Annotated in this window: 21 protein-coding genes; 9 read left to right on the top strand and 12 right to left on the bottom strand. The window is 63.5% G+C overall.

Annotation, left to right across the window (positions count from 1 at the left end; all coding sequences use genetic code 11):
- Positions 1-16: 16 nt before the first annotated feature.
- Entirely contained in the window at positions 17-1357 is a 1341-nt protein-coding gene (locus AC1TQG_RS19495; RefSeq protein WP_482139480.1) for a phosphatase PAP2 family protein, read from the bottom strand.
- 91 nt (positions 1358-1448) lie between these two features.
- A complete protein-coding gene (locus tag AC1TQG_RS19490) occupies positions 1449-1868 on the bottom strand; it encodes a PaaI family thioesterase (protein ID WP_482139927.1) in 420 nt (139 codons plus the stop codon).
- A 192-nt stretch (positions 1869-2060) separates the two neighbouring features.
- On the opposite strand from AC1TQG_RS19490, the gene AC1TQG_RS19485 reads away from it, so the two are divergent.
- Positions 2061-2687: a TetR/AcrR family transcriptional regulator gene (locus AC1TQG_RS19485; protein ID WP_482139479.1), complete on the top strand. Its 627-nt coding sequence runs from the start codon at positions 2061-2063 to the stop codon at positions 2685-2687.
- Here AC1TQG_RS19485 and AC1TQG_RS19480 read toward each other — a convergent pair.
- From AC1TQG_RS19480 to AC1TQG_RS19460, 5 genes are all read right to left on the bottom strand, one after another.
- Positions 2660-3427: an adenylate/guanylate cyclase domain-containing protein gene (locus AC1TQG_RS19480; RefSeq protein ID WP_482139478.1), complete on the bottom strand. Its 768-nt coding sequence runs from the start codon at positions 3425-3427 to the stop codon at positions 2660-2662. The two genes, AC1TQG_RS19485 and AC1TQG_RS19480, sit on opposite strands and share 28 nt — an antisense overlap.
- A 43-nt stretch (positions 3428-3470) precedes the next feature.
- Complete coding sequence (locus AC1TQG_RS19475; RefSeq protein ID WP_482139477.1) at positions 3471-4709, bottom strand: fatty acid desaturase family protein; 1239 nt, start codon at positions 4707-4709, stop codon at positions 3471-3473.
- 45 nt (positions 4710-4754) lie between these two features.
- Positions 4755-5864, bottom strand: a complete 1110-nt coding sequence (locus AC1TQG_RS19470; protein WP_482139476.1) for a ferredoxin reductase — start codon at positions 5862-5864, stop codon at positions 4755-4757.
- A 126-nt stretch (positions 5865-5990) separates the two neighbouring features.
- Positions 5991-7109 carry a DUF475 domain-containing protein gene (locus tag AC1TQG_RS19465; protein ID WP_482139475.1) on the bottom strand — a complete coding sequence of 373 codons (1119 nt, stop codon included), beginning with the start codon at positions 7107-7109 and terminating at the stop codon, positions 5991-5993.
- Between the two features lie 113 nt (positions 7110-7222).
- Entirely contained in the window at positions 7223-7798 is a 576-nt protein-coding gene (locus tag AC1TQG_RS19460) for a TerD family protein (protein ID WP_482139474.1), read from the bottom strand.
- Between the two features lie 240 nt (positions 7799-8038).
- Between AC1TQG_RS19460 and AC1TQG_RS19455 the strand changes: the two genes are divergently transcribed.
- The 7 genes from AC1TQG_RS19455 to AC1TQG_RS19425 are packed head-to-tail and all read left to right on the top strand — an operon-like array spanning position 8039 to position 16854.
- Entirely contained in the window at positions 8039-9244 is a 1206-nt protein-coding gene (locus AC1TQG_RS19455) for a hypothetical protein (protein ID WP_482139473.1), read from the top strand.
- Entirely contained in the window at positions 9244-10503 is a 1260-nt protein-coding gene (locus tag AC1TQG_RS19450) for an HpcH/HpaI aldolase/citrate lyase family protein (RefSeq protein WP_482139472.1), read from the top strand. The genes AC1TQG_RS19455 and AC1TQG_RS19450 overlap by 1 nt, the downstream gene beginning before the upstream one ends.
- Positions 10500-11795, top strand: coding sequence for a phosphoribosyltransferase family protein (locus AC1TQG_RS19445; RefSeq protein ID WP_482139471.1), 1296 nt, complete (start codon positions 10500-10502; stop codon positions 11793-11795). Before AC1TQG_RS19450 ends, AC1TQG_RS19445 begins: the two co-directional genes overlap by 4 nt.
- A complete protein-coding gene (locus tag AC1TQG_RS19440; protein ID WP_482139470.1) occupies positions 11792-12925 on the top strand; it encodes a cysteine protease StiP family protein in 1134 nt (377 codons plus the stop codon). The genes AC1TQG_RS19445 and AC1TQG_RS19440 overlap by 4 nt, the downstream gene beginning before the upstream one ends.
- Positions 12922-13872 carry an HAD family hydrolase gene (locus AC1TQG_RS19435; RefSeq protein ID WP_482139469.1) on the top strand — a complete coding sequence of 317 codons (951 nt, stop codon included), beginning with the start codon at positions 12922-12924 and terminating at the stop codon, positions 13870-13872. The genes AC1TQG_RS19440 and AC1TQG_RS19435 overlap by 4 nt, the downstream gene beginning before the upstream one ends.
- Positions 13872-15164: a TerD family protein gene (locus AC1TQG_RS19430; RefSeq protein WP_482139468.1), complete on the top strand. Its 1293-nt coding sequence runs from the start codon at positions 13872-13874 to the stop codon at positions 15162-15164. Before AC1TQG_RS19435 ends, AC1TQG_RS19430 begins: the two co-directional genes overlap by 1 nt.
- 37 nt (positions 15165-15201) lie before the next feature.
- Positions 15202-16854, top strand: a complete 1653-nt coding sequence (locus AC1TQG_RS19425; protein ID WP_482139467.1) for a TerD family protein — start codon at positions 15202-15204, stop codon at positions 16852-16854.
- A 22-nt stretch (positions 16855-16876) separates the two neighbouring features.
- Here the strand turns inward: AC1TQG_RS19425 and AC1TQG_RS19420 are convergent, their stop codons facing one another.
- The gene (locus AC1TQG_RS19420) at positions 16877-17227 is read right to left on the bottom strand and encodes a hypothetical protein (RefSeq protein ID WP_482139466.1); all 351 of its coding nucleotides are present in this window, start codon (positions 17225-17227) and stop codon (positions 16877-16879) included.
- 146 nt (positions 17228-17373) lie between these two features.
- On the opposite strand from AC1TQG_RS19420, the gene AC1TQG_RS19415 reads away from it, so the two are divergent.
- The gene (locus tag AC1TQG_RS19415) at positions 17374-17718 is read left to right on the top strand and encodes an RNA polymerase-binding protein RbpA (protein ID WP_482139465.1); all 345 of its coding nucleotides are present in this window, start codon (positions 17374-17376) and stop codon (positions 17716-17718) included.
- Between the two features lie 100 nt (positions 17719-17818).
- Here AC1TQG_RS19415 and AC1TQG_RS19410 read toward each other — a convergent pair whose 3' ends face one another.
- The 4 genes from AC1TQG_RS19410 to AC1TQG_RS19395 form a co-directional block, all read right to left on the bottom strand.
- Positions 17819-18610 carry a polyprenol monophosphomannose synthase gene (locus tag AC1TQG_RS19410; protein WP_482139464.1) on the bottom strand — a complete coding sequence of 264 codons (792 nt, stop codon included), beginning with the start codon at positions 18608-18610 and terminating at the stop codon, positions 17819-17821.
- Complete coding sequence (lnt, locus tag AC1TQG_RS19405; RefSeq protein ID WP_482139925.1) at positions 18594-20117, bottom strand: apolipoprotein N-acyltransferase; 1524 nt, start codon at positions 20115-20117, stop codon at positions 18594-18596. The genes AC1TQG_RS19410 and lnt overlap by 17 nt, the downstream gene beginning before the upstream one ends.
- 110 nt (positions 20118-20227) lie before the next feature.
- Positions 20228-21835, bottom strand: a complete 1608-nt coding sequence (locus AC1TQG_RS19400; protein WP_482139463.1) for an amidohydrolase — start codon at positions 21833-21835, stop codon at positions 20228-20230.
- Positions 21836-21901: 66 nt separating this feature from the next.
- A complete protein-coding gene (locus AC1TQG_RS19395) occupies positions 21902-22444 on the bottom strand; it encodes an FxsA family protein (protein ID WP_482139462.1) in 543 nt (180 codons plus the stop codon).
- Positions 22445-22495: the final 51 nt, after the last annotated feature.

The following is a 22495-nucleotide window of genomic DNA, read 5'->3' as shown; positions in this document are numbered from 1 at the left end:
GTGGCCCGCCGGGGTGTCAGCGATAAACCGTGAGGGCGCGAGGTTCGACATTCAACACGATGTGGTCCACGGGATCCTCGACCTCACCGTCGTGTGCGACGAGGATGGGGCCTGACCGGGAACGGACGTCGATTCGATCCGACTGCACCGAACGAAGTACCCGGCTCCGCTCGACGGTGCCGAAGAGGGATGCGATCACGGCGATTGTCCGGCCGAAGCGCTTGTCGGCACGGAGATACTGCAGGTCCAGAACCCCGTCGGCGAGATCGGAACGGGTCCCCGGGTTCAGGCCACGTGGCCAGTAGACGCCGTTGCCGACAAAGACGGCCCAGACCGGATGTTCTTCGCCGTTGATGTCGAGCCGGATCGGCTTTGTGCCCTTCAGTGCCCGATACAGCGAGTAGGCCGCGGCCGGCCATTTGCCGATCTTGTGCTCCAAGCGTTCTCTGAGTCGAACCATGCCGGGGTAGCCGCCCAAACCGGCGGTATTGAGGAAGAGCGTCCCGTTGACCCGTCCGATGTCGACTGTCCCGACCGATCCGGCGGCAACGGCCGCAGCGGTATCGGCGTAGGTTTCCAGGCCCAGTGCGCGAGCGAAGTGGTTGAGTGTCCCGGCCGGGAAGACAGCCAAAGGAAGATCGCGGTCGATGGCCAGCTGGGCAACCGTGGCAACGGTGCCATCGCCCCCGGCAACGGCCAATGCCCGGGCATCGGACGGGACCTGTTCGGACAGTGGGTTGTCGGGATCCCACTGAACGATATGAGCCGCTGGGAGAACTCCGAGGATGCGTTCCTTCGCGCCTTCGGAACTGCCGGCTTTGGAGTTGATCACAACAGTAAGACCGTCTCCGTCGGGCAGCGCCGGCGCCACACCCGGAGCAGTCCGGGCCGGGCCCGCCGGTGCAGCGGGCCACAGGTGGTGTCCGGCCAGCGCCACTCCGGCCCCGACCGCTGCGCCCGCAAGGACATCGCTGCGGTAGTGGACACCGAGATAGACCCGCGAGTAGGCAACCGCCGTGGCCAGCGGCGCCAAGACGATCAGGGTCCTCGGGCGCTCCAGGGCTGCGCCAACGGCAAAGGCCGCCGCGGAAGCGCTGTGTCCACTCGGAAACGACGAGGTCCATGGCATCTTGCGAAGTGCAGGCGGGAGCAGCGGATCAACTGGTGGGCGGCCGCGACTGAACATTGGCTTGAGGACCGCATTGGACAGCAGACTCGCTCCGGCCAGCGAACCGATCCCGCGTAAACCCGCACGCCGATAACGTTTTCCGCTGCAGGCGAGAACGCCTGCAACGGCGAACCACAGTTTGCCGTGATTTGCCGACAACGTCAGATATCGGAAGGTCGGCTCGACCACACCTGGTCCTTGCCCGACGGTAGATCTGCTGCTTCGTCTCACCTGTGCAGTCTAGGTAGCGCGACCGGACCAGCGCGGCAACACTGCCCGATCAGCTGTGGATGATGCAGGTGGTAGTGCCATGGGCAATCAGCTTGCCTGCTTCGTCGTAGATCTGTCCTTCTGCGGTCGCCGTACGCCGCCCTGTGTGGATCACCTTGCCGTGACCGATGATTCGGCGTCCATCGGTCGGAACCGAACGAATGTAGTTGACCTTGAGTTCCAGGGTTCCGTAGCCGACACCCGGCGCCAGTGTGGTGTGCACGGCACAGGCCATCACGGAGTCGAGGAGAGTGGCACAGATACCACCGTGCAGTGATCCGATCGGATTGGTCATATCCGGCCGGGCCCGCAAACTGAACTGCACGACGCCTTCTTCCAGGCTGTCGATCTCCATGCCCACCAATTGCGAGATGTTCGGTGGCTGGTCAGGGAGTGAGGTCAGGAAGCGAAGGACCTCGAGGCCGTTCATCTCCTCGAGGCGCGGTGCTGCCGTGTCGGGCGATGTAGAGCCGGACGATGCGGTGTCTGACGGTGCGGTTTGGGCGGTCACGGGCAACCCCTCCTGGTATGTTGTAGACCGATCGGTCCATGAAGTCGAAGCGTAGCATCGCCGATGGACCGACTGGTCCATTTGGCGATGGGGAGACGAAGCGAGGCAACCATGACCGGCTATCCGATGCAGCCAGTCGACGGCACAGCCGGGCCGCGAGAGCGCTTGGTCGACACGGCCATAGATCTCGTTCGACGCCGAGGTGTCTTCGCGACGAGTGTCGCCGACCTACTCAAACGCAGCGGTTCTGCCCGTAACTCCATCTACCAGCACTTTCCTGATGGAAAATCCGAGCTCATCGCCAATGCCACCGCCGCGGCCGGCGACCAGATGACGGCGTTCATCGCCCATCTGACAGCCACCCGAACCCCCATCGATGCCATCGACGGTTTGATCAAATGGTGGAAGCGCGAACTGGTCCGCTCGGAGTTCGCGCTGGGGTGTCCGGTGGTTGCCGCCGCCATGTCCGCGCCGGACGAACCTGTGGTCGCAGCGACCGCCAACGTCGCGTTCGACCGATGGCGAGATCTGGTGGCGCAGGCGGCGGTCGCCGACGGTGTCTCCGAGACGGCCGCCCGAGATTTCGGACTCTTTGTGGTGAATGCGATCGAGGGTTCGATCGTGCAGTGTCGTAGCCAGGGAGATGTCAGGTCACTGGATGTGGCGGCCGAGCAGTTGAAGGCGCTCTACCTTTCACTTCCCAAGGCAGATCATCCTTCATCGGCAACCTCGTCGTAGCGGGGCAGTACGGCAAATACCACGAGGTCTTTGGGCGTGCCCTTGGCGCGAAAGCGTCTGCGCCGCTTGATGTATTTGGTGTCGTCCGTGGCCGCCAATGTCGCCTCGGTCGCCAAGACCTCACCGGCTGACGCGGCATCGGCCACCCGGGCCGCGATGTTGACGTCGACACCGAGGAAATCATCGCCGACTGCACGCGGTTCGCCGGTGTGTAGACCCGCTCGGAGCGCGGGCCGATAGCCGTCCAGCGTGATGGCGCTGACCGCGAGTCCGGCTTCGTGCGCGGCCTCGATGGCATCGGTTCCGTCGCGGAACACCGCCATCAGGCCATCGCCGAGGTATTTGGTCACCGTGCCACCACGCCGGGTGATGATCTCCTCACTGGCGCGATTGACCTCACCGAGCAGTGTCAGGACGGCGTCGTCACCCGCGCCGAGAGCCCAAGTGGAAAATCCGACCAGATCGGTGAACAAGATCGTCACCGGGCCGCTTGCGGGCTTGGAGCTGCTGCCGCGCCGAGACAACAGTGCCTGCCACGATTCGACGGCAGCCAAACCGAGTTCACGGACAGCGCTGGGTGTTTCGCCCCTCGCCTGGGCGATCAGGCCGGCGACTCGGTCAGAGCTGCGCAACCGGTCCGCGTTCACATCGGCTCCGGCACCCGGGGTTCTCATCCGGACAGCACGTCCGATCCGCACCACGGTCGCGTTGCTGTCAGTGCGGGCCAGGAACTCCCCCACCTGGCGGGCTCCGTCTCGCGTCTGAGCAAAGCGACCGGCGATGTCAGGCCACCTTCACTTTCGAATCGCGAAGTTCACGCAAGGCGGTGCGCAGCCCTCGACGGCGTCCGGTTTCCGGGTCGGGCCCGAAACTCGTGTGCATCCCCTCGCGGACGTTGAAACGAAGCTCCGAAGCGGTTTCGGGGGCATCGTCGGCGGTTGCCGAGAGCATCACATTGGGTAGTGCCAACTTTGCGATGGTCCGGAAGGTCTGCAAATACTGATGTGCCAGCGATCCCGTGGTGTACGGCAGATCGTATTTGTCGCATAGTTCGCGGACGCGGACACCGATTTCTTCGTAGCGGTTGCTCGGCAGGTCCGGAAACAGATGATGTTCGATCTGATGACTCAGGTTGCCGGTCATGAACCGCATCAGCCGGCCGGCCCGAATGTTGGCCGATCCCAACATCTGTCGCAGGTACCAGCGGGCCTGGTCTTCGCTTTCGTACTCGGCCTTGGTGAACTTCTCGGCGCCGTCGGGAAAGTGTCCGCAGAAGATGACCGCGTACGTCCAATAGTTCCGGATGAAGTTCGCGGTGACGTTCGCCGTCAGCGTGTGCTTCCAGTTGGGGCCGGACAGCGCCGGGAAGATCACGTAGTCCTTGGCGGCCTGCTTGCCGACCTTACGGCCGATGATCTTGAGGTCCTTGGCGACGTCACGCATGCTTTTCTCACCCTTGCGGACCTTTTCGGCCTCGACATGGTGCAGGGCCACTCCATACTCGAAGAAGGTGCCGAGAAGGAAGTTGTAGACCGGGTTGCCGAGATTCCACCATTCCCAGCGTTGGTCCCGGGTGACTCGCAGGACCCCGTAGCCCACGTCATCGTCGAGGCCGACGATGTTGGTGTACTTGTGATGGATGAAGTTGTGGGAGTGCTTCCACTGAATGCTCGGGCACGTGGTGTCCCATTCCCATGACGAGGAATGGATTTCGGGATCATTCATCCAGTCCCATTGCCCATGCATGACGTTATGCCCGAGTTCCATGTTCTCGATGATCTTTGCAACGCCGAGCATCGCCGCACCCGCGATCCATGCCGGCCTCTTGTTGCTCGCGAACAACACTGCACGACCGCCGGCCGCCAGGCCGCGTTGAAACGCAATCGTTCTGCGGATGTACCGGGCATCGGACTCTCCGCGGGACTCTTCGATGTCCCGGCGGATCGCGTCGAACTCCCTTCCGAGAGCCTCCACGTCTGCCTCGGACAGGTGTGCGTATCGATCGATATCGGTGATCGCCATGGCAACTACCCCCTGTGTGACTTGTCGGTTCGTACGTGTGCCGGCTCAGAGATCCAGCGTGCATTCACCAGACACGGTGCTGATACATGTCTGGATACGGTCGCCTTCTCTACGTTCGTCCCCGGAGCGCAGGTCGCGAACGTACCCGCCTTCCAGCGGGACCACGCACGATTGGCAGATCCCCATCCGGCAGCCGAACGGCATCTGGATACCGAGTTCTTCGCCGGCCTCCAAAAGCGTTGTCGCCCCGTCGATATGTGCTTCTTTGTTGGACTTCGCGAAGGTGACGGTGCCACCTTCACCACCCTTGTCGGTGCGTGCGATGGCAAACCGTTCGATGTGTAACCGGTCCCGTAACCCAACCCGTTCCCACACCTCCTCTGCGGCGTCGAGCATCTCCACCGGGCCGCAGGCCCAACATTCGCGTTCCTGCCAATCAGGGACGACGGACGACAGGTCGTTGAGATCGACCTTGCCGTGCTCGCGGGTGAGACGCATCTTCAGCTCGTACCCGTCGGAGGTGTTCTCTAATCCGACGAGTTCGTCGTGGAAAATGACACTGTCGCGGTCTGGTGCGGAGTGGATGTGCACCACGTCGGGTATCTGCCCACGTCCGTCGAGTGCCCGGAGCATTGCCATCACCGGTGTCACCCCGGATCCGGCGGTGATGAAGAGAATCTTCTCTGGCGGCGGATTGGGTAGTGAGAAGTCACCTTTGGGTGCGGCGAGCCGGATGACGGCACCCGGCGCCACGCCATCGACGAGGTGGCTGGAGAGGAAACCGTCAGGATTGGCCTTGACCGTCACCGAAATGACTTTCCCATCGCCTGCGATGGATGTCAGCGAGTACGAGCGCCAGTGCCATCGGCCATCGATCTGAAGACCGATCCCCACGTATTGTCCAGGACGGTAATTATGGCGAAATCCCCAACCGGTCTTGATGTCTACGGTGGCGGTGTCGTGGGTTTCCTTGCGGACGTCGACGATCTTTCCCCGCAGTTCGCGTGCCGACCACAACGGGTTGAGCAGATGTAGGTAGTCGTCCGGCAACAGTGGCGTCGTTGCTCTGGCCACCAGACCACGGGCGACATTGACCTGCGGACGCGTCGCTTGAACCTGCGCGGCCGGACGCTTGCTCCATTTCACAAAGCCCACTGCCCACACTCCCCTCGCTCCGGATGGAAACGATAGCGGTTTGTATCGCCATCGCCGTGTGCGAGTTCGAGTGTACACATGTACACCGGGTGGACAGGGTCGTTCAGCGTCCGGCCGAGTCAGGAATCAGCTTGTGGTGGCGACATCCTTCTCGGGTGAATCGGAGTCCGCATTGTTGGCTTCGTCGCGGCGGTTGGCGTAAACACTCGACAACGCTGCTGCGCCGATGAACGCCACTCCGACCAGGCCGGTGATGATCTCGTTGATGTGCCACTTGATCGAGAAGAACAGAATCGCCGCGAGTGCGCCGATTGCCCAATGGGCGCCGTGCTCGAGGTACCGGTACTCGGACAGGGTGCCGGCACGGACCAGGTACACGGTGATGGAGCGGACGAACATTGCTCCGATGAACCCCAGTCCCAGCGCGATGATGATCGGATCGGCGGTGATTGCGAACGCGCCGATGACGCCGTCGAAGGAGAACGACGCGTCGAGGACCTCGAGGTACAGGAAGAGGAAGAAACCCGCTTTACCTGTCGCCTTTGCCAGGTCGGAAGGCCCACCTGACTTCTCGGCCTGTTCGTGTTCGGCTGTCAGTTCATCAGTGTGGAACAACTGGCCGAGGCTGTTGACCGCGATGTAGGTGATGATGCCGAGGACGCCCGCAACCAGGACCGTCGAGCGTTGGTCGTCGGTGGCGAGGAACTCCGCGATCAGTACAAGGCTGCCGCCTGCGATGACAACGGCGAGCTGATCGAGTTTGCCGATTGTGGCCAGTGGCTTCTCGAGCCACGTCAGCCACTTGATCTCGTTGTCCTCGAGGATGAAGTTGAGGAAGAGCATGAACAGGAACATGCCGCCGAACGCAGCAATCTGCGGATGCGCTGCGGTGAGGATCTCTTCATACGAATCCTGACCGGAGCCTTCTTCGGGCACATTCATGGCCAGGTCGAAGGCTTCGACCGGATTCAGTCCGGCCGTCACCCAGACGATGAGAAGCGGGAACAGCAGGCGCATGCCAAAGACGGCGATGAGGATGCCGACGGTGAGGAAGATCTTCTGCCAGAACTCACTCATCTTCTCCAGCACGGTCGCATTGATGACCGCATTGTCGAATGACAGTGACACCTCGAGGATGCCGAGAATCAGGCAGAGCGCAAGCGCGGTCCAGCCCCCGTAGAGGAATGCAACGCCCAACGAGACGATCGTGATTAGGATCGAGATCCCGAATGTGCGAATGACCACCCGTGCTCCTTAAATATCGCTCTTACGTATCAACAGCACTATCGCGGAGCCCCGGGAGGTTCCGCGATAGTGCTGAATCATATGACTTCAGTTATTCGACTCTAGATGTCGAACTAGACGTTGACGCCGTAGTCGCGGGCGATGCCTGCAAGGCCGGAGGCGTAGCCCTGGCCGATGGCGCGGAACTTCCACTCCGCACCATTGCGGTACAGCTCACCGAACACCATGGCGGTTTCGGTCGACGCGTCCTCGGACAGGTCGTAACGGGCGAGTTCGGTGCCGTTGGAGCGGTCCGTCACACGGATGTATGCGTTACGGATCTGCCCGAACGACTGCGAGCGCGTATCAGCGTCGTAGATCGAGACGGGGAAGACCACCGATTCGATGTTTGGCGGCACCGCCGCCAGATCGACGTTGATGACCTCATCGTCGCCTTCACCCTCACCGGTGGTGTTGTCGCCGGTGTGCTCGATCGAACCGTCCGGCGACCGCAGGTTGTTGAAGAAGATGAAGTGCTGATCGGAGACGACCTTCTTGTCAGCTCCGGTGGCGATGGCGCTGGCATCAAGGTCGAAGTCTGTGCCGGTGGTGGAACGGATGTCCCAGCCGAGTCCGACCGCCACTGCGGTCAGGTTCGGAGCCTCTTTGGTCAAAGAGACGTTGCCGCCCTTGCTCAAGCTGACGCCCATGTCAGTACCTTCCTGAGGTTGATTCATAAGTTGATTGAGGCCGATCCCGTGCCAAACGCTGGCATGGAGCCGAGCCTTGTCGTCAACCGTACGTGAATGTGGACATCGTTGGCACCGTCCACTCCGATACCTCCACATTTTTGCGCGATCTATGCACGGATCGAATGACAAGTGAGGCATCACCCGTGATCGTCGACCGCCACGGGCGGCGATTGTCGCCGCTCCCAGTAGGATGCGCGTGTGGCCGGGCGCTGGTTTCGACGAGATAGCCGTGACGTCGGTGGCGGGTCCACCGACGTCCTCACACGTGCCCGCAATGACATGGTCACCGGCTTCCTGGAACTCGATCAGCGGCTGTCCATATTGGCCGACGGTGTCGACGCCGCAGCAGCGCTGGGTCTGTCACCTGACCTGATCCGATCATTCTCCCCGATCCGGGATCAGTGCTACGAGACCATCAATCAGTATCTGGCGCTCAGCGATCCCGATGCGTCCGCTTCACTGGCCGACTACCAGAAGACGTCCGACCAGATCACGAAGTCCATTCAGCGGCTGGACCGGTTCTATGAGCAGAACTCGACCCAGATCGAACATGCCCGGACGGCATACGGCGCGATTCCCGACGAGGCCGCCCGGATTCGCCAGGAATCCGACCGTATGGCGGAGAAACTCGGCGATCTGACTACCAGTCAGTTGGGTTACACCTCGGTCAAAAGTGCTGTGGCTCAGTACGATAAGGCGCGGCAGCGGCTCGAGTCCGCGCAGCTCCAGGTGTCCCAAGGCGGTGATCGTGCCGAATTGCAGGCCAGTACGGCCGCGATGAGGGCGGCGATCGAGAAGTTGCAGCAGGCGATCGTGGAGGCGCCGAGCAAAGACGGCCAGGCGCGCGCTGCGCTGGCGTCGGTGCGGACGCGTCTGGCTGCGGTCCGTAATCGCAGTTCCCGCATGCCCGAGGCGTACTCGGCTCTACTCCGCGAGTTCAGTGCGGCGTGTTCGGCAGACCTCATCGGGTACGACGAACGAAGCGCCGCGGACCTGCAGCGCGCAGAGGCCGAAATCGACACCGCGGCAAGCAAAATCGCGTCCGATCCGGAAGCGTCGTTGGCCGCGATCACGCGGGCCCGCGCGGTACTCGCCGAGGCGGAGGAACTGGTGGATGGGGTCACCGACCGATTGAATGAACTTCGGGTGGTCCGGGCAGACCCACCGGCGGCCGCAGGTAGGGTTCGTTTTCAGATACGTGACGCACAACTGCTTGCGGTGAACCTGGGATTGGTCAAACAATGGGGTTCAGTACTCGACGCACAAGTGCTGCGTGTGGATCGTGCTGTTGCCGCATTGACCGGGCGGCACCCCGACTACTGGGGATATCTGGTTGACCTGCGAGCCATCTCTGACTTCGTCACCGGAGTCGTGAACAAAATGAAGGATGAGGCACGGCGCTGATGATCGAACAGTCCATCCCCGACGGCGAGGTGGGCCGCACCGGGCAAGTGGATGAACAAAAACCGAACACAGGGACAACGGCGCATGGCGCCAACCGAATCCGGCATTTCGCCGCCTTGGACGACGTCGAACGCGAACGGCTGTTCCACCGGTTTCCGGAGACGATCGAGGCCGAGGCCGGACCGGCGTTGCTCAGTGTGGCGATCGGCGCAACCCTGTACATTCCGGCGATTCGCGATCGTCTGGCCGAATTGATTCTCCGACAAGGCCGCAATGGGTCCACGTCGATGGTCATCGATCTCGAGGATGCGGTCGCCGATCACCTGGTGCCGGCAGCAATGGCAAACCTGGTGGCTGCACTCGACGATCTCGCCGACCATGCGGCGAATGTGCCGTTGCTGTTTGTCCGGGTTCGCAATGCGCAGCAGGTCGATGAACTGCTCGGACGCCTCGGGCGGGGAATCGAGGCGCTCGCCGGATTTGTCCTGCCGAAGTTCACCGCCGTGACCGGTGAGGACTATCTGAACCGGATCGACGGCGCGATCGCCAGTGCGGGCCGGATGCTCTACGCGATGCCGATCATCGAGTCGACGACGGTGTTACATCTGGAAACCAGGATGTATGCGCTGAGCGGTATTCGGGACCTGCTCGCCAAGCACCGGGACAAGGTCCTCGCCGTCCGGATCGGCGGAACCGATATGTGTGGCGCCCTCGGGATCCGGCGCGATCCCGACCTCACCATCTATGACGTGCAACCGGTGGCCGAGGTCATTGGAGCGATCGTCAATGTTCTCGGACGGACGGACGGCACCGGGTACACCATCACCGGGCCGGTCTGGGAGTACTACAACACCCACGAGAGAATGTTCCGGCCTTTGTTGCGGCACACACCATTCGAACAGATCGACGCCGTGAGGTTCCGCACGCATCTCGTCAGCCGCGACCTCGACGGACTACTTCGGGAGTTGGTGCTCGACCACGCGAACGGACTTCAGGGCAAGACCGTCATCCATCCCTCTCATGTCAACGTGGTGCACGCGATGAGCGCGGTATCGCACGAGGAGTACGTCGACGCCGTGGCCATACTCGGTGTCGACGACTCCGGCGGCGTGGAACCCTCGATCTATCGGAACAAGATGAATGAACGTCGCCCACACCGCGCCTGGGCAGAAAAGACACTCGTCCGAGCACAGGCGTTCGGGGTTCTGCAGCCGGAGATCGGCGTTGTGGACCTGCTGGCGTCGGTGGTGGAGCCATGAGCGGAACCGACAGTCGCCAGGTCATCACACCGCCCGTGTCGTACGCGACATCGGAGTTCGGTCTGCAGGCCGAGCATGTCAGCGGACATCGTGGCAGGCGGGTTGACGATCTCGTGCAACCCGGACTGCGCCGCAATCCCAAACGTGCGCACCTGTGGGTGTCGACGGTGTTGGGCAAACACATTCCGGTAGCGCCGGCGGTGATCTTTGCCGCCGCCGGAGATCTCGGCGACCTGGCCACCTCGGCGTTGCGCGAACGCGGCGTCGGCGACGCGCTCGTATTCGGATTTGCCGAAACGGCAACCGGTCTGGGACATGCGGTCGCTCAGCGGATGGGTGCGGGGCACTATCTGCAGTCGACGCGGCGCAACGAATCGCATGTCCCGGTCATCGCGCGATTCGAAGAAGGTCATTCGCACGCGACCGACCATTTGGTGGTCCCGACCGATCCGCAGAGCCTGCACACCGACCTTCCGGTGGTACTCGTCGACGACGAGATATCCACTGGGGCCACAGCACTCGATGCGATCCGGTCGATGCAGGAGATCCATCATCGGTCGCTGTACATCGTGGCTTCGCTGGTCGACATGCGTACCGACCGCGATATGGCCCGGTGCCGGGAGAGGGCCGGTGAGATGGGCATCGATATCGACTTCATCAGCCTCGCGCAGGGTGTCACGAGCATTCCCGAGGACCTCCCCAAGCAGATTGTTGCCCTCCAGCCCGGACCGCTCCACCAGTCCGGGACTCCGGGCCGGCTCGAGCGGTTGGACGTATCCTGGCCGCCGCACGTCCCCGACGGCGGCCGGTACGGATTCGACCACAGCGATTGGGCCGAATTCGATCAGGCCGTGACGGTGATCGGCGCGCAGGTGGCGGCAGCAGTGGATCTGACGCGCCCGGTGATCGTGATCGGGCATGAGGAGTTCATGTATCTGCCTCAGCGGATTGCCGGTGAGCTGTCGTCGGTTGTCGAGGCACCCGTCCTGAGCCAGACGACAACCCGGTCCCCCGCCCATGTCATCGATCACCGCGGTTACCCATTGCGTCGCGGTTATCGCTTTGATTCACCCGAGCCTGATGCGGCGGCAGATCGCTTCCTGTACAACGCAACCCGAGAACATCCGGGCTCCCAGCTCGTCATGGTGCTCGATGCCCCCGCGGACACGGCAGCACTGACCGCACCGAACGGGTTGGTCGAAACGCTGCGGGCCGGCGGCGACGACGTCCTCGCCGTGATCGTTTCCGGCACCGACTACCGGGCTCTGCAGGAGAGGCGGGGGCAGCAGTGAGCGTGCAACCAGAGGCCGGATTCGGTGTCCCACTGGTCGGGCCCGACTTCGGTAGTTATGCCCCCGACGAGGTGCGGTGGCTCCTCAAGGATCTGTCTCAGGTGGCTCTCGAAGCGGACATCGCATCCCGCGAACAGCGGATACAGGCCGGACTGGCCCACTATGCCGAAACGCTTCCTGTCGAGTTCCAGCCCGACGCCGCCTACCAGGAACTCTTTCACCGGGTCCTCGACGAAAGTGCGCATCGCCTGGCGGTTGCGGTGGGAGCGGTGACCGATCTGGTGCTCGCCGAGCGCGGTACCGACGTGGTGTTGGCATCGCTCGCCCGCGCAGGCACCCCCGTCGGTGTCTTGATGCGCCGATGGGCCCGCCATCACCACGGTGTGGACCTGCCGCACTACGCGGTATCGATAGTCCGGGATCGTGGGATCGACACGAACGCGATGAGATACTTGGCAGCACACCATGATCCGCAGAAAGTGGTGTTCGTCGACGGCTGGACCGGCAAAGGTGCGATCACCAGCGAGCTCGCGGCTGCGCTGGACGAACTCGCGCAGGCCGGCGGTCCCCGATTCAACCCGGACCTGGCGGTACTCGCCGATCCCGGGGCGTGTGTGCGTACTTACGGGACTCGCGACGACTTCCTCATCGCATCGGCCTGCCTGAATTCGACTGTGTCTGGTCTTGTTTCGCGGACTGTCCTGAACAGCGAACTCATCGGTCCGGCTGATTTCCATGGCGCGAAGTTCTACTCGGAACTGATCGATCAGGACGTCTCGGGCGTGTTGCTGGATGCCGTCAGTGCTCAATTCGATTCCGCCGCAACCGAGGCCGCCTCACGGTACTCGGACATCGTGTCGTCGGACCGAACCCCGACCTGGTCGGGTTGGCGCTCCGTCGAGGCCATTCGCGAGCAGTATGGAATCTCGTCGGTGAACTTCGTGAAGCCCGGTGTGGGTGAAACCACCCGGGTTCTCCTCCGTCGGGTGCCGTGGCGTGTCCTGGTCCAGAACGTCGATGATCCGGCGCACGAGCACATCCGAGCACTTGCCGACGCGAGATCGGTGCCCGTGGAGGTGGTCCCGGAGCTGGCGTACAGCGCTGTGGGCCTGGTGAAAGAGGTCTTGTGAGCGGTTGTACCCCGGCTTCACCCACCTCATCGGCGTTGGTGGCGTTGGATATGGACCGGACGCTGATCTATTCGGAAAATGCGATCACACAGGGCGCCCCGGATGCCTCGCGTGCGGCAGCGATGTTGGCTGCGGCACGTTGTGTCGAGCTCTACCAGGGAAAGCAGCAGTCGTACATGTCGGAGGCGTCGATCGGGTTACTCCTCGAACTCGACCGGATCGCACAGGTGGTACCGACCACAACCAGAACCATCGAGCAATTCCGGCGCATTGAATTGCCCATGGGCACAACGGAGTTCGCGATCACGAGCAACGGTGGAAACATCCTTGTCGATGGTCGGCCGGATGAAGCCTGGTCCGCGCACGTCGCCGGGTTGCTCGGCCGACTGGGTGCCGGGGTCGACGACGTCTACCAGCGATTGAACGACGATGCCCACGACACCCCCTGGCTACGCACGCTGCGGGTCGCAGACGGGCTGTTCTGCTATGTGGTTGTCGAACTCGACCTGCTGCCACCGGATGTGGTGCCTGCGTGGGCGAGTTGGGCCGCGGAGGTCGGCTGGAATGTCTCGCGGCAGGGCCGGAAGGTGTACGTCATGCCCAATCCCGTCACCAAACACATCGCCGTCGAGGAGGTTCGCAGACGCATGTCGGTGTGGCCTCGTGTGAGCCTGGCGGCCGGTGACGGCGTGTTGGATCAACCGATACTGGTCGGGGCCGACGCCGCGATCCGTCCTCGGCACGGCGAACTGGAAGAACTCGGCTGGCAGCACCCGAATGTTGCGATCACCACCGGACGAGGTCTGGCCGCTTCGGAGGAGATGCTGGACTGGCTGTTGGGGCGGGCAGGCACAATGGTGGGAGCCGTTAAACCGGACATGCCGTCCGACGCGCCGACAGGTGGGGACGGGGCCATCAATTCAATACCCAACGAAGGGCACAGGTGATGACAACAACACTGGTCAAGGGGCAAAACGGTCCGCTCAACGCATCGACGGTGGAGATCACCGTCGATCTTGCGGCGGCAGGTGACCTCTCGGCGTTGCTCGTCACCGACAGCGGCAAGGTCCGGACGGATGCCGATTTCGTGTTCTTCAACCAGCCCTCGGGTCCAGGCGTCACGCTGCAGACCGGTTCCGGCATCGGCACCCTGTCGATTGCTTTGGGCGCGATCCCCGCCGATATCGCCCAGGTCCGCGCGGTGATCACGCTCGAGAACGGCACCTTCGGTGCGATCGCTCCCCCGGTCGCACGTGTCATGTCCGGCGGACAACCGCTGTACGAGTACCGCATCGAGGGTTTGGCCAGCGAGTCGATCGTGATCGCGCTCGAGGTCTACCGCCGCGGTGGTGACTGGAAGGTTCGCGCCGTCGGCCAGGGTTATGCCGGTGGTTTCGCCGCCTTGGTCACCGATCATGGAGTTTCGGTGGACGATGCACCCGCCCCAACACCTCCCGTCCCGACACCTCCGGCACAGGCACCTCCCGCCCCGGCACCAGCCGCACCAGCGCCCAGCTATTCGCGCCCGCAGCCTGCGGCGGCACCCAGCTACCCATCTCAGCCGGCCGCACCAGCCGCGGCGGCCTACACACCACCTCAGCAACCGCCTGCCCCCGCCGGTCGGCCCGAAGTGAGCCTACGGAAGGGCCATCCGGTCAGTTTGGCCAAGGGCCAACGGGTTTCGCTGAACAAAGACGGCGGAGTTGCGCTCACCAACATCCAGATGGGTCTCGGGTGGGATCCCGTTGTGGTGAAGAAGCGGTTCGGTAACCGCAGCGCAGACATCGACCTGGACGCGTCAGTCGTCATGTTCGCCGATTCACAGGCTGCCGACGTCGTCTACTACGGTCAGCTGACGTCGAAAGATGGTTCGATCCGCCACCTCGGTGACAACCTCACCGGAGCAGGCGAAGGTGACGACGAAGTGGTCACCGTTGATCTGACCCGCGTCCCGATGCATGTGAACGCGCTCATCTTCATCGTCACGTCCTACCAGGGTCAGACCTTCGAGCAGGTTGACAACGCTTTCTGCCGCCTGGTGGACCAGACGACCAACTCCGAGCTGGCCCGATACACCCTTGCCGGCGGTATGCCTTTCACCGGCGTGGTCATGGCGAAGGTGTTCCGCGAGGGCGGGGTCTGGAAGCTTCAGGCGATCGGCGAGGGAATCACCGCGCGGCACGCCGGCGAGGCCCTGCCGCAGCTGCAGCGATTCTTGTCGAACGACTTCATGAAATAGACCCGGTGTGTGCGGGTCCGAGAGGAACTTTCGTCAGATGAATGAGCTGGTCGCCGGTCAGAACGCTCCGGCCGGTGAACATGCGCTGAGGTTTTCGGTCGCGGCGACGGGGTTCGAAGTCGACGTTGTCGGCCTCGTCGTCGACGACCGTCTGCATGTGCTCGGCTCCGATGACGTTGTCTTCTACAACCAGCCGGCGACGAGCGGTGTCACGCTGGCCGACGGCCAGTTGTCCATCGATCTCGACGCAGTGCGTCCTGGTGCCCGAGTGCTGTGCGCGGTTGGCTTCGATGACGTGCCCACCGAATCAGCGATGACCGGGATACGTGCGGAACTGACCGGTCGCGCGCAGTCGCCGGGGTTTGCGCTCACATTGCGCCCGACACTCGGCGAAACCGCGCTGCTGTGCTTTGAGCTGTATCAGCGGGTCGGTCAGTGGAAAGTGCGCGCGCTCGGTCAGGGCTACGAAGGTGGTCTGGCTCAACTGATGTCGAGCCACGGCGTCGACGTCGACGATGACGGCTCCGCGACCGACATTGCTTCGATGCCTCAAACTCCTGCCGCCCAACCAGTTTCGCCGGTCACCTCGGAAGACCTTCCGTCGGAGATGGTGCGGCTCGGATCCGACCATGGCGCTGCAATCGCCCGCGCCCACGTCATCTTCGAGGACGCGGCCCGCTCGGCGGCGGGTTTTGTTCAGTCCGAGGGCTTTGCGATCGAACGTCTCGATCGGGAACTCGCCGATGCGATGGCCGATCCGTCGCAGCGTAATTCCCCCGCGACGGCCCTCCTTCGGGACGCCGCGCAAAAACGATGCGATGAGCTGGTGGCAGCCGCGCAGGACCGGTTCGATTCCGATTCCCGGGTTCTGATGGCTGAACTCGCCGCCATCGATCCCCAGTTGCCGCCGGCGATGGCGTCGTGGCAGTCCTCTGCGTGGTCACAGACCGACGGGCATACCGGCAGTGGGTTGCGGTTGGGAGAACTCGCAGCGCCCGAACGGGGTGAACTGCGACTCCCGTTCTGTATTCCGACGCCGATCCCGCGGCCCCTCTGGGTGCTCGAGAACGGTCAATCGGTGGTCTCGGTGGTGACGTCCCTGACTTTGCGACTGGTGACCGCCGCAAGAATGCTCACCTCGGCGTCGCACGACGGCGTCACCATCGACGTCCTCGACCTCACCGGGAAGTTCGCGGCGCTGACCGCACTGCTCGCACCGGTGATGTTGGCGCCACCGGTCACCACACCGGACGCGGTGGCCCCGCGTCTGGATGTGCTCGAGTCGGCCATCGATCTGAACTTGATGGCCATGCAAGCGGGAACCGATGTGGGGAGCGGTCATGACGAGTTCGGCGTTCGGGTGGTGATCGTCGCAGACCTGCCGTTCGGCTGGGAGCCGAGCGATCTCGCCCGACTCCTGCGCATCGTCGATCGGGGAACCCGTCTGGGTTGGGCGTTCGTTTTCGCCGGGTCACTCGACGAACACGAGAGCGATCCACTGGTGGCCGCGATCGCCGACAACACCCTGGTGCTCCCGGTGACCGACGACGCGCGTGCGCACGACCCCTGGGTCGGCCTGGAGTGGACTCTCGAGGCCGAACAGCTCGATCCGCAATCGGAGGTCGCCCAACAGATCGTCGAGAGTCTTCGCAGCGGACAGTCGCGGTCGAATACCGGGCCACCGAGCTGACCGGACCGACCCGGGCCGACTGCTATCGCCAGCGCTCGGCTTCCTTGGCCAGTGCCACCAGTTCAGCGCCCAGCTCCGTCAACTCGTCGCGGCCGGCATCCTCGGCGACAGCGGTCGCGATGTCTTCGGCCGCACACCGCAGTCGGAAGAGACGCTCGATCAGATCTTCGGCCTCTCCGGCGCTCAGAACAACCGAATCCGCAGGGATGGAACTTCCTGCGACCAAGTTTCGTTGTTCGTATGCGCGTTGACGACAGGATTGCTTGCAGTACTTGCGTCGGCGGCCGACCTCGGACTCGACGATCTCGCGTCCGCACCATGCGCAATTGTTGCGTGCGGTGCCGCGTCGCGACGCTGTGGCCTGGGGTTCCATAAGCAGTGAGGTTACTCCGCGCCGACGTCGGCACCGGGGGCAGCCACCCACCAAAATTCCGTCCGCGGCGCGATCGCGGAGGATTTAGCAGGACATCCGCACACACGCGTAAGATGGATAAGTAATCCAACGAAGGGATAGTAGTTATGGCAGATCGAGTTCTACGCGGCAGCCGCCTCGGAGCGGTGAGCTACGAGACCGATCGCGATCATGACCTCGCGCCGCGGCGCATGGTGAAGTACCGCACCGACAACGGCGAGATCTTCGATATTCCGTTTTCCGACGAAGCCGAGGTCCCGTCGACTTGGCCGTGCAAGAACGGTATGGAAGGCACGATTCTCGAAGGTACGGTCACCGAAGAGAAGAAGGTCAAGCCGCCGCGCACCCACTGGGACATGCTTCTCGAGCGTCGCAGCGAAGAAGAGCTCGAGGTGCTCCTGACCGAGCGTCTCGACCTCCTCAAGGCGCGCCGTCGGGGCACCAGCAGCTAGAGGTCTGACAGATCGGCTCAACGCAAACGAGCCACTTATACAAAGACGAGCCACATATTTGTGGCTCGTCTTCGTATAGGTGGCTCGTTTGTCGTAGGTGCTACTTCTTACGCAGCTTGTCGAGGCGATGGGTCAGGCCCCAACGCGGCACCTTGAATGCGGCTTCGCGGACGATGCTGCCGCTCATCTTCGACTCCCCCAGCTCACGTTCGGTGAACGTGATGGGTACCTCGGCCACATCGAAACCGGCTCGCACCGTGCGCCAGCCGAGGTCGACCTGGAAGCAATAGCCGTGCGATTCGATGGCGCCCAGATCCAGTGTCTCGAGTACGTGACGTCGGTATGCGCGGTAGCCACCGGTGATGTCTTTGATCGTCACACCGAGCGCGATCCGCGAATAGATATTGCCGCCGCGGGACAGGATCTCCCGGCGTCGCGGCCAGTTCACGACGGTGCCACCGGGGACATAGCGTGAGCCGATGACCAGATCGGCGCCGGCGTTGACCCGGTCGAGCAGGCGATGCAGCTCCTCGGGAGCGTGACTGCCGTCGGCGTCCATCTCGACCAGGACCGCGTAGTCGCGGGCCAGACCCCATTTGAAGCCGTCGATATAGGCGGCACCCAGACCGTTCTTCACGGAGCGGTGCATCACATGGATTCGTCCGTCACCGTCGGCTGCTGCCAGTTCGTCGGCGAGATCGCCGGTACCGTCCGGGCTGCTGTCGTCCACGATGAGAATGTGCACCGACGGCTGGGTCGCCTGGACCCGCTTGACGATCAGCGGCAGATTCTCGATCTCGTTGAAGGTCGGAATGATCACCAGGGTTCCCGCCCCGTCCGTCCCCACGACCGGACCGGTTGTGCGTGAGTTGTCCTCAGGCCCCGTCACCATGCTCCTCCTTTGACCATCCCCGTAACCTAATGCCTTGTACCACCAGGACCAAAAAACCGCAGACCGTCAAGAGTACGGCCAGACGCTCGGGCCACGGTCCGATCTTGGTGGCCACGGTCTCGTCGGTGTGCAGCGGAATCGACTCCACCAACATCGCCGGCTCGAAGAATCCGCTGCGTGCGGTGGTGTGCCCGTCGGGCGCGATGATGGCGCTGACGCCGCTCGTGGCCGCGACGACCACTGCACGTCCGTGTTCGACCGCTCGCAGCTGTGACATTGCCAGCTGTTGATAGGTCATCTGCGTGCGCCCGAAGGTGGCGTTGTTGGTGGGTACCGACAGGAACTCCGCACCCGACTGGACAGCTTTGCGCGCTGACCGGTCGAAGGCGATTTCCCAACACGTCGATACACCCACCCTCACGGTTTCACCGCTGTTGGTTTCGACATCGACAACACCAGGGCCGGTGCCCGGTTTGAAGTTGCCCGCAGACTCGGCGTACGACGAGAAATGCGTGAAAAAGCTTCGCCAGGGCAGATATTCGCCGAAGGGCTGGATGATCTGCTTGTCGTAACGGCCTTGGATCTGACGACCGTCCGATGCCTGGCGACCATCCCACACCAGCACGGTGTTCGTGGGCCTGCCATCGGGATTTCGAACGAGTGTTCCGACCAGGATCGGGGCATCGACCGCGACGGATGCCATCGTGATCAGTTCGGCGGCGTCCTCGTTGGTCGTGGGATCGATGTCGGATGCGTTCTCCGGCCAGATCACGATGTCCGGCTGCGGTTGTTCACCAGCCCGCACCGCAGCGGCCAGAGCCATGGTTTCGCGCACGTGGTTGTCGAGCACGGCTCGGCGTTGCTCATTGAAATCAAGGCCAAGGCGCGGCACATTGCCCTGAATAGCGGCGACGGTGATCTGGTTGTCGGAACTGTTGCGTGAATCCACGGAGGGCCACAGGAACGCCGCCACGATCGGGGTGATCAGCGTCATGATCAGCGCCGGAACCAGCCGATTCCACTGCCGCGGCGCGGTGGCGGTCCACATCAACACCGCTGCCAAGCCGGCACCACTCAACGCCACGGAGAAGGACACCAGCGGCGCCCCGCCAAGCGAGGCCAGGGACACCATCGGACCACCGAGCTGTCCGAATGCGGCACGGCCCCATGGGAAACCGCCGAAGGGAAATGACGAGCGGGCCCATTCGACGGTGACCCATGCCAACGCGAACCACAGCGGCCAGGCAGGCAACCGGAGCAGGCGGACGGCGAGGACCCCGAACAACCCGGTGTACAGCGACATCACCACTGCCAACGCCACCCACGGCAACGGGCCGACGTAGACGCCTATCCACGGCAGCAACGGGAGGAAGAAGCCGAGCCCGTACGCGAAGCCGTGCAAGAAGCCGTCACGGAATCGGGTGACGTCCTTGAGGGACAGGGCCAGCACCATCAGTGACGCAATGCCCAGAAACCAGAGATTGCGAGGCGGGAAGGCCGCCCACATCAACAGACCACCGATCGCGGCGGTAACCGTCCGTAGGACCAACGGCGCGCGGACAAAAGCGCCGAGCCGGGCCGAGAGCGCCGACCCGCGTGATTCAACCGTGCCAGGGGTCACCGGGCGGCCCTGTCGTAAATCGCTCGTCCGGCGCGGACGGTGCGCACACAGTCCGGGAGTTTGCGTCCGGGTCGCAGATCGGGCAGCGCCGGTACGCGTGATCGTGGGTCGGTGGACCACCGCGCCACCTGGGGGTCGGCCGACCCCGCCACGACCAGTTCTTCGACCTCCCACACCGCGTAGTCGGCAGGCGCGCCCGGAACCAGCGTCCCGGCGACACCGTCGCGGTGACCGCCGGCCCGCCAGGCGCCGCGGGTCGAGGCGGCAAAGGCGGCGCGCGCCGAGATCGCGCTGGTCGGGTTGTTGTGATTGGAGGCGGCGGCGATGGCAGCCCACGGGCGCATCGATGTCACTGGTGCATCCGAGCTGAAGGACAGGCCAACACCCGCTTTGGCGAGTTGCGCGAAGTTGTTGAGCGATCGGCCACGTTCGGCACCGAGACGCTGTTCGTAGAGCTGGCCGGGGCCACCCCACAGGGCATCGAACAGCGGTTGCATGCTGGCGATCATGCCGCCCGCAGCCAGGATGGTGGCGTGGTCCGAGGTGACCATCTCAGCGTGTTCGATGCGGTGGCCCAGGCGCGCCAGCGCCGGACCGCCGAACTCGGCGGCAACATCGGCAACCGCCTGAACCAGCACGTCCATCGCCGCGTCCCCGATCACATGGAATCCCGACTGGATGCCGGCCTCGGTGCAGGCACGCAGATGGGTGGTCACGGTCTGCGCGTCGAGATAGCCGACGCCACACGTGTCGGCGTCGACGTAGGGCTCGCGAAGGAGCGCCGTGTGAGAACCGATCGCGCCGTCTATGAACAGGTCGCCGCCGAGCGCATGGGCGCGGGTCGACTCGATCAACGCCAATGCTTCTGCGGTATCGGATACCGCAGCGCCCCAGTAACGGCGGATCTCGACATCGTGTGCGAGATCGGCCAGCGAGAGGAAGTCGTCGAGTCCGCTGATGTCGGGTCCACCGTTTTCGTGGACGGCGACAATCCCGTTCGCGGCGGCATCGTCGAGCGCTGCCTGCTGGGCGCGATTGCGTCCGGTGGTACTCAGCAGCGCGCGGGCCGCACCGCGCACCCGATGGTGGGCGTCAGCGGTCAGCGGACCCTGCGGGTCGTACCCGAAGGCGCCGGTCAGCCCATCGGCGCGGATGCGCAAAGCGGTTGATGCGACTGCGGAATGTTCGTCGATCCGGGCCAGATACACCGGACGATCTCCGACTACGGCATCGATGTCCGCTGTCGAGGGATGTCCGTCCGGCCATGTCGACTCGTCCCAGCCCAACCCCCAGATGAGGTCGGTGTCGGTGTGTTCGGCGTTGTACCGGCGCAACCTAGCGAGGCAGTCTTCACGGCTGACCGCATCGCTGAGGTCGAGTCCGCGCAGGGCGAGCCCCGTCGACGTGAGGTGAACATGAGAATCGACGAACGCGGGTGCAACAAGTGCCCCGTCGAGGTCGATGACTTCAGCATTGGGGTGCAGTACACGTCCGACCGGATCCGAACCGACCCAGACGACCACGCCGTTTTCGATCGCAATAGCAGTTGCATCGGGGGCCACCGGCGAATAAATGTGCCCGCCGATCAGCAGTTGACTCTCCACGACCGTCCAGTCTGCCTGCCGGACGGTGGCGGGCTGTTGTCAGGGTTACCGACAGGGGTACAAGGATCAGAGGTCGGGGTGCGACTTGGGCAGTTGACGACGGGTCGGGTCGTGGTCGGCCGGGCCGTAGGTGGTGTCGACAACCTGTCCGTCGACAACGGTGACACCGGCCATCCCGCGGCCATATCGCGCGTAGCCCTCCATCGCGCCGACGACCTTGCGGGTACCGACAGCGATGACCAGTGGGCGCAGGACCATTCGAACAGGCTTGAGCAGCAACAGGATACCGATGACGGTCGTGACCAGACCGGGCACGACCATCGCGATGGTCGCACCGGCCAGCAGTGCGGTGTCAGCGACCGGTGCTGCCGATCCGGCAGGACCGGCAGGCGCTCCCGCAGCAGCGTTCTGTCCGGCGGCGCGGAGATTGGCGAGGACCTTGGCACCTTGGCGGCGGAGCAGCCAGAAGCCGAGGACCATCGTGGCGATCACCAGCAGGACCGCCCACGCGAAACCGATCGCAAAACAAAGCCCCACGAAGGCGGCTATTTCTATCGCCACGTAGGTGAGAAAGAGTGCGAGCTTCATGAGATCAACCATCCTGGTCATCGGCAGTGCGTACACAGGGTCAACGATCAGGCCGCCCGATTTTCTCCCGAT

The organism is Williamsia sp. Y844 (assembly GCF_056786475.1).
This window is presented reverse-complemented; position numbering and strand designations above follow the sequence as displayed.

What these genes read in the sequence shown, in the direction of transcription:
- AC1TQG_RS19410 (WP_482139464.1), bottom strand. Translation starts at nt 18,610, where the DNA reads ATGGTGACGGGGCCTGAGGACAACTCACGCACAACCGGTCCGGTCGTG.
- AC1TQG_RS19460 (WP_482139474.1), bottom strand. Translation starts at nt 7,798, where the DNA reads ATGGGCGTCAGCTTGAGCAAGGGCGGCAACGTCTCTTTGACCAAAGAG.
- lnt (WP_482139925.1), bottom strand. Translation starts at nt 20,117, where the DNA reads ATGTGGGCGGCCTTCCCGCCTCGCAATCTCTGGTTTCTGGGCATTGCG.
- AC1TQG_RS19430 (WP_482139468.1), top strand. Translation starts at nt 13,872, where the DNA reads ATGACAACAACACTGGTCAAGGGGCAAAACGGTCCGCTCAACGCATCG.
- AC1TQG_RS19420 (WP_482139466.1), bottom strand. Translation starts at nt 17,227, where the DNA reads ATGGAACCCCAGGCCACAGCGTCGCGACGCGGCACCGCACGCAACAAT.
- AC1TQG_RS19395 (WP_482139462.1), bottom strand. Translation starts at nt 22,444, where the DNA reads ATGACCAGGATGGTTGATCTCATGAAGCTCGCACTCTTTCTCACCTAC.
- AC1TQG_RS19425 (WP_482139467.1), top strand. Translation starts at nt 15,202, where the DNA reads ATGAATGAGCTGGTCGCCGGTCAGAACGCTCCGGCCGGTGAACATGCG.
- AC1TQG_RS19490 (WP_482139927.1), bottom strand. Translation starts at nt 1,868, where the DNA reads ATGAACGGCCTCGAGGTCCTTCGCTTCCTGACCTCACTCCCTGACCAG.
- AC1TQG_RS19445 (WP_482139471.1), top strand. Translation starts at nt 10,500, where the DNA reads ATGAGCGGAACCGACAGTCGCCAGGTCATCACACCGCCCGTGTCGTAC.
- AC1TQG_RS19450 (WP_482139472.1), top strand. Translation starts at nt 9,244, where the DNA reads ATGATCGAACAGTCCATCCCCGACGGCGAGGTGGGCCGCACCGGGCAA.
- AC1TQG_RS19485 (WP_482139479.1), top strand. Translation starts at nt 2,061, where the DNA reads ATGACCGGCTATCCGATGCAGCCAGTCGACGGCACAGCCGGGCCGCGA.
- AC1TQG_RS19475 (WP_482139477.1), bottom strand. Translation starts at nt 4,709, where the DNA reads ATGGCGATCACCGATATCGATCGATACGCACACCTGTCCGAGGCAGAC.
- AC1TQG_RS19415 (WP_482139465.1), top strand. Translation starts at nt 17,374, where the DNA reads ATGGCAGATCGAGTTCTACGCGGCAGCCGCCTCGGAGCGGTGAGCTAC.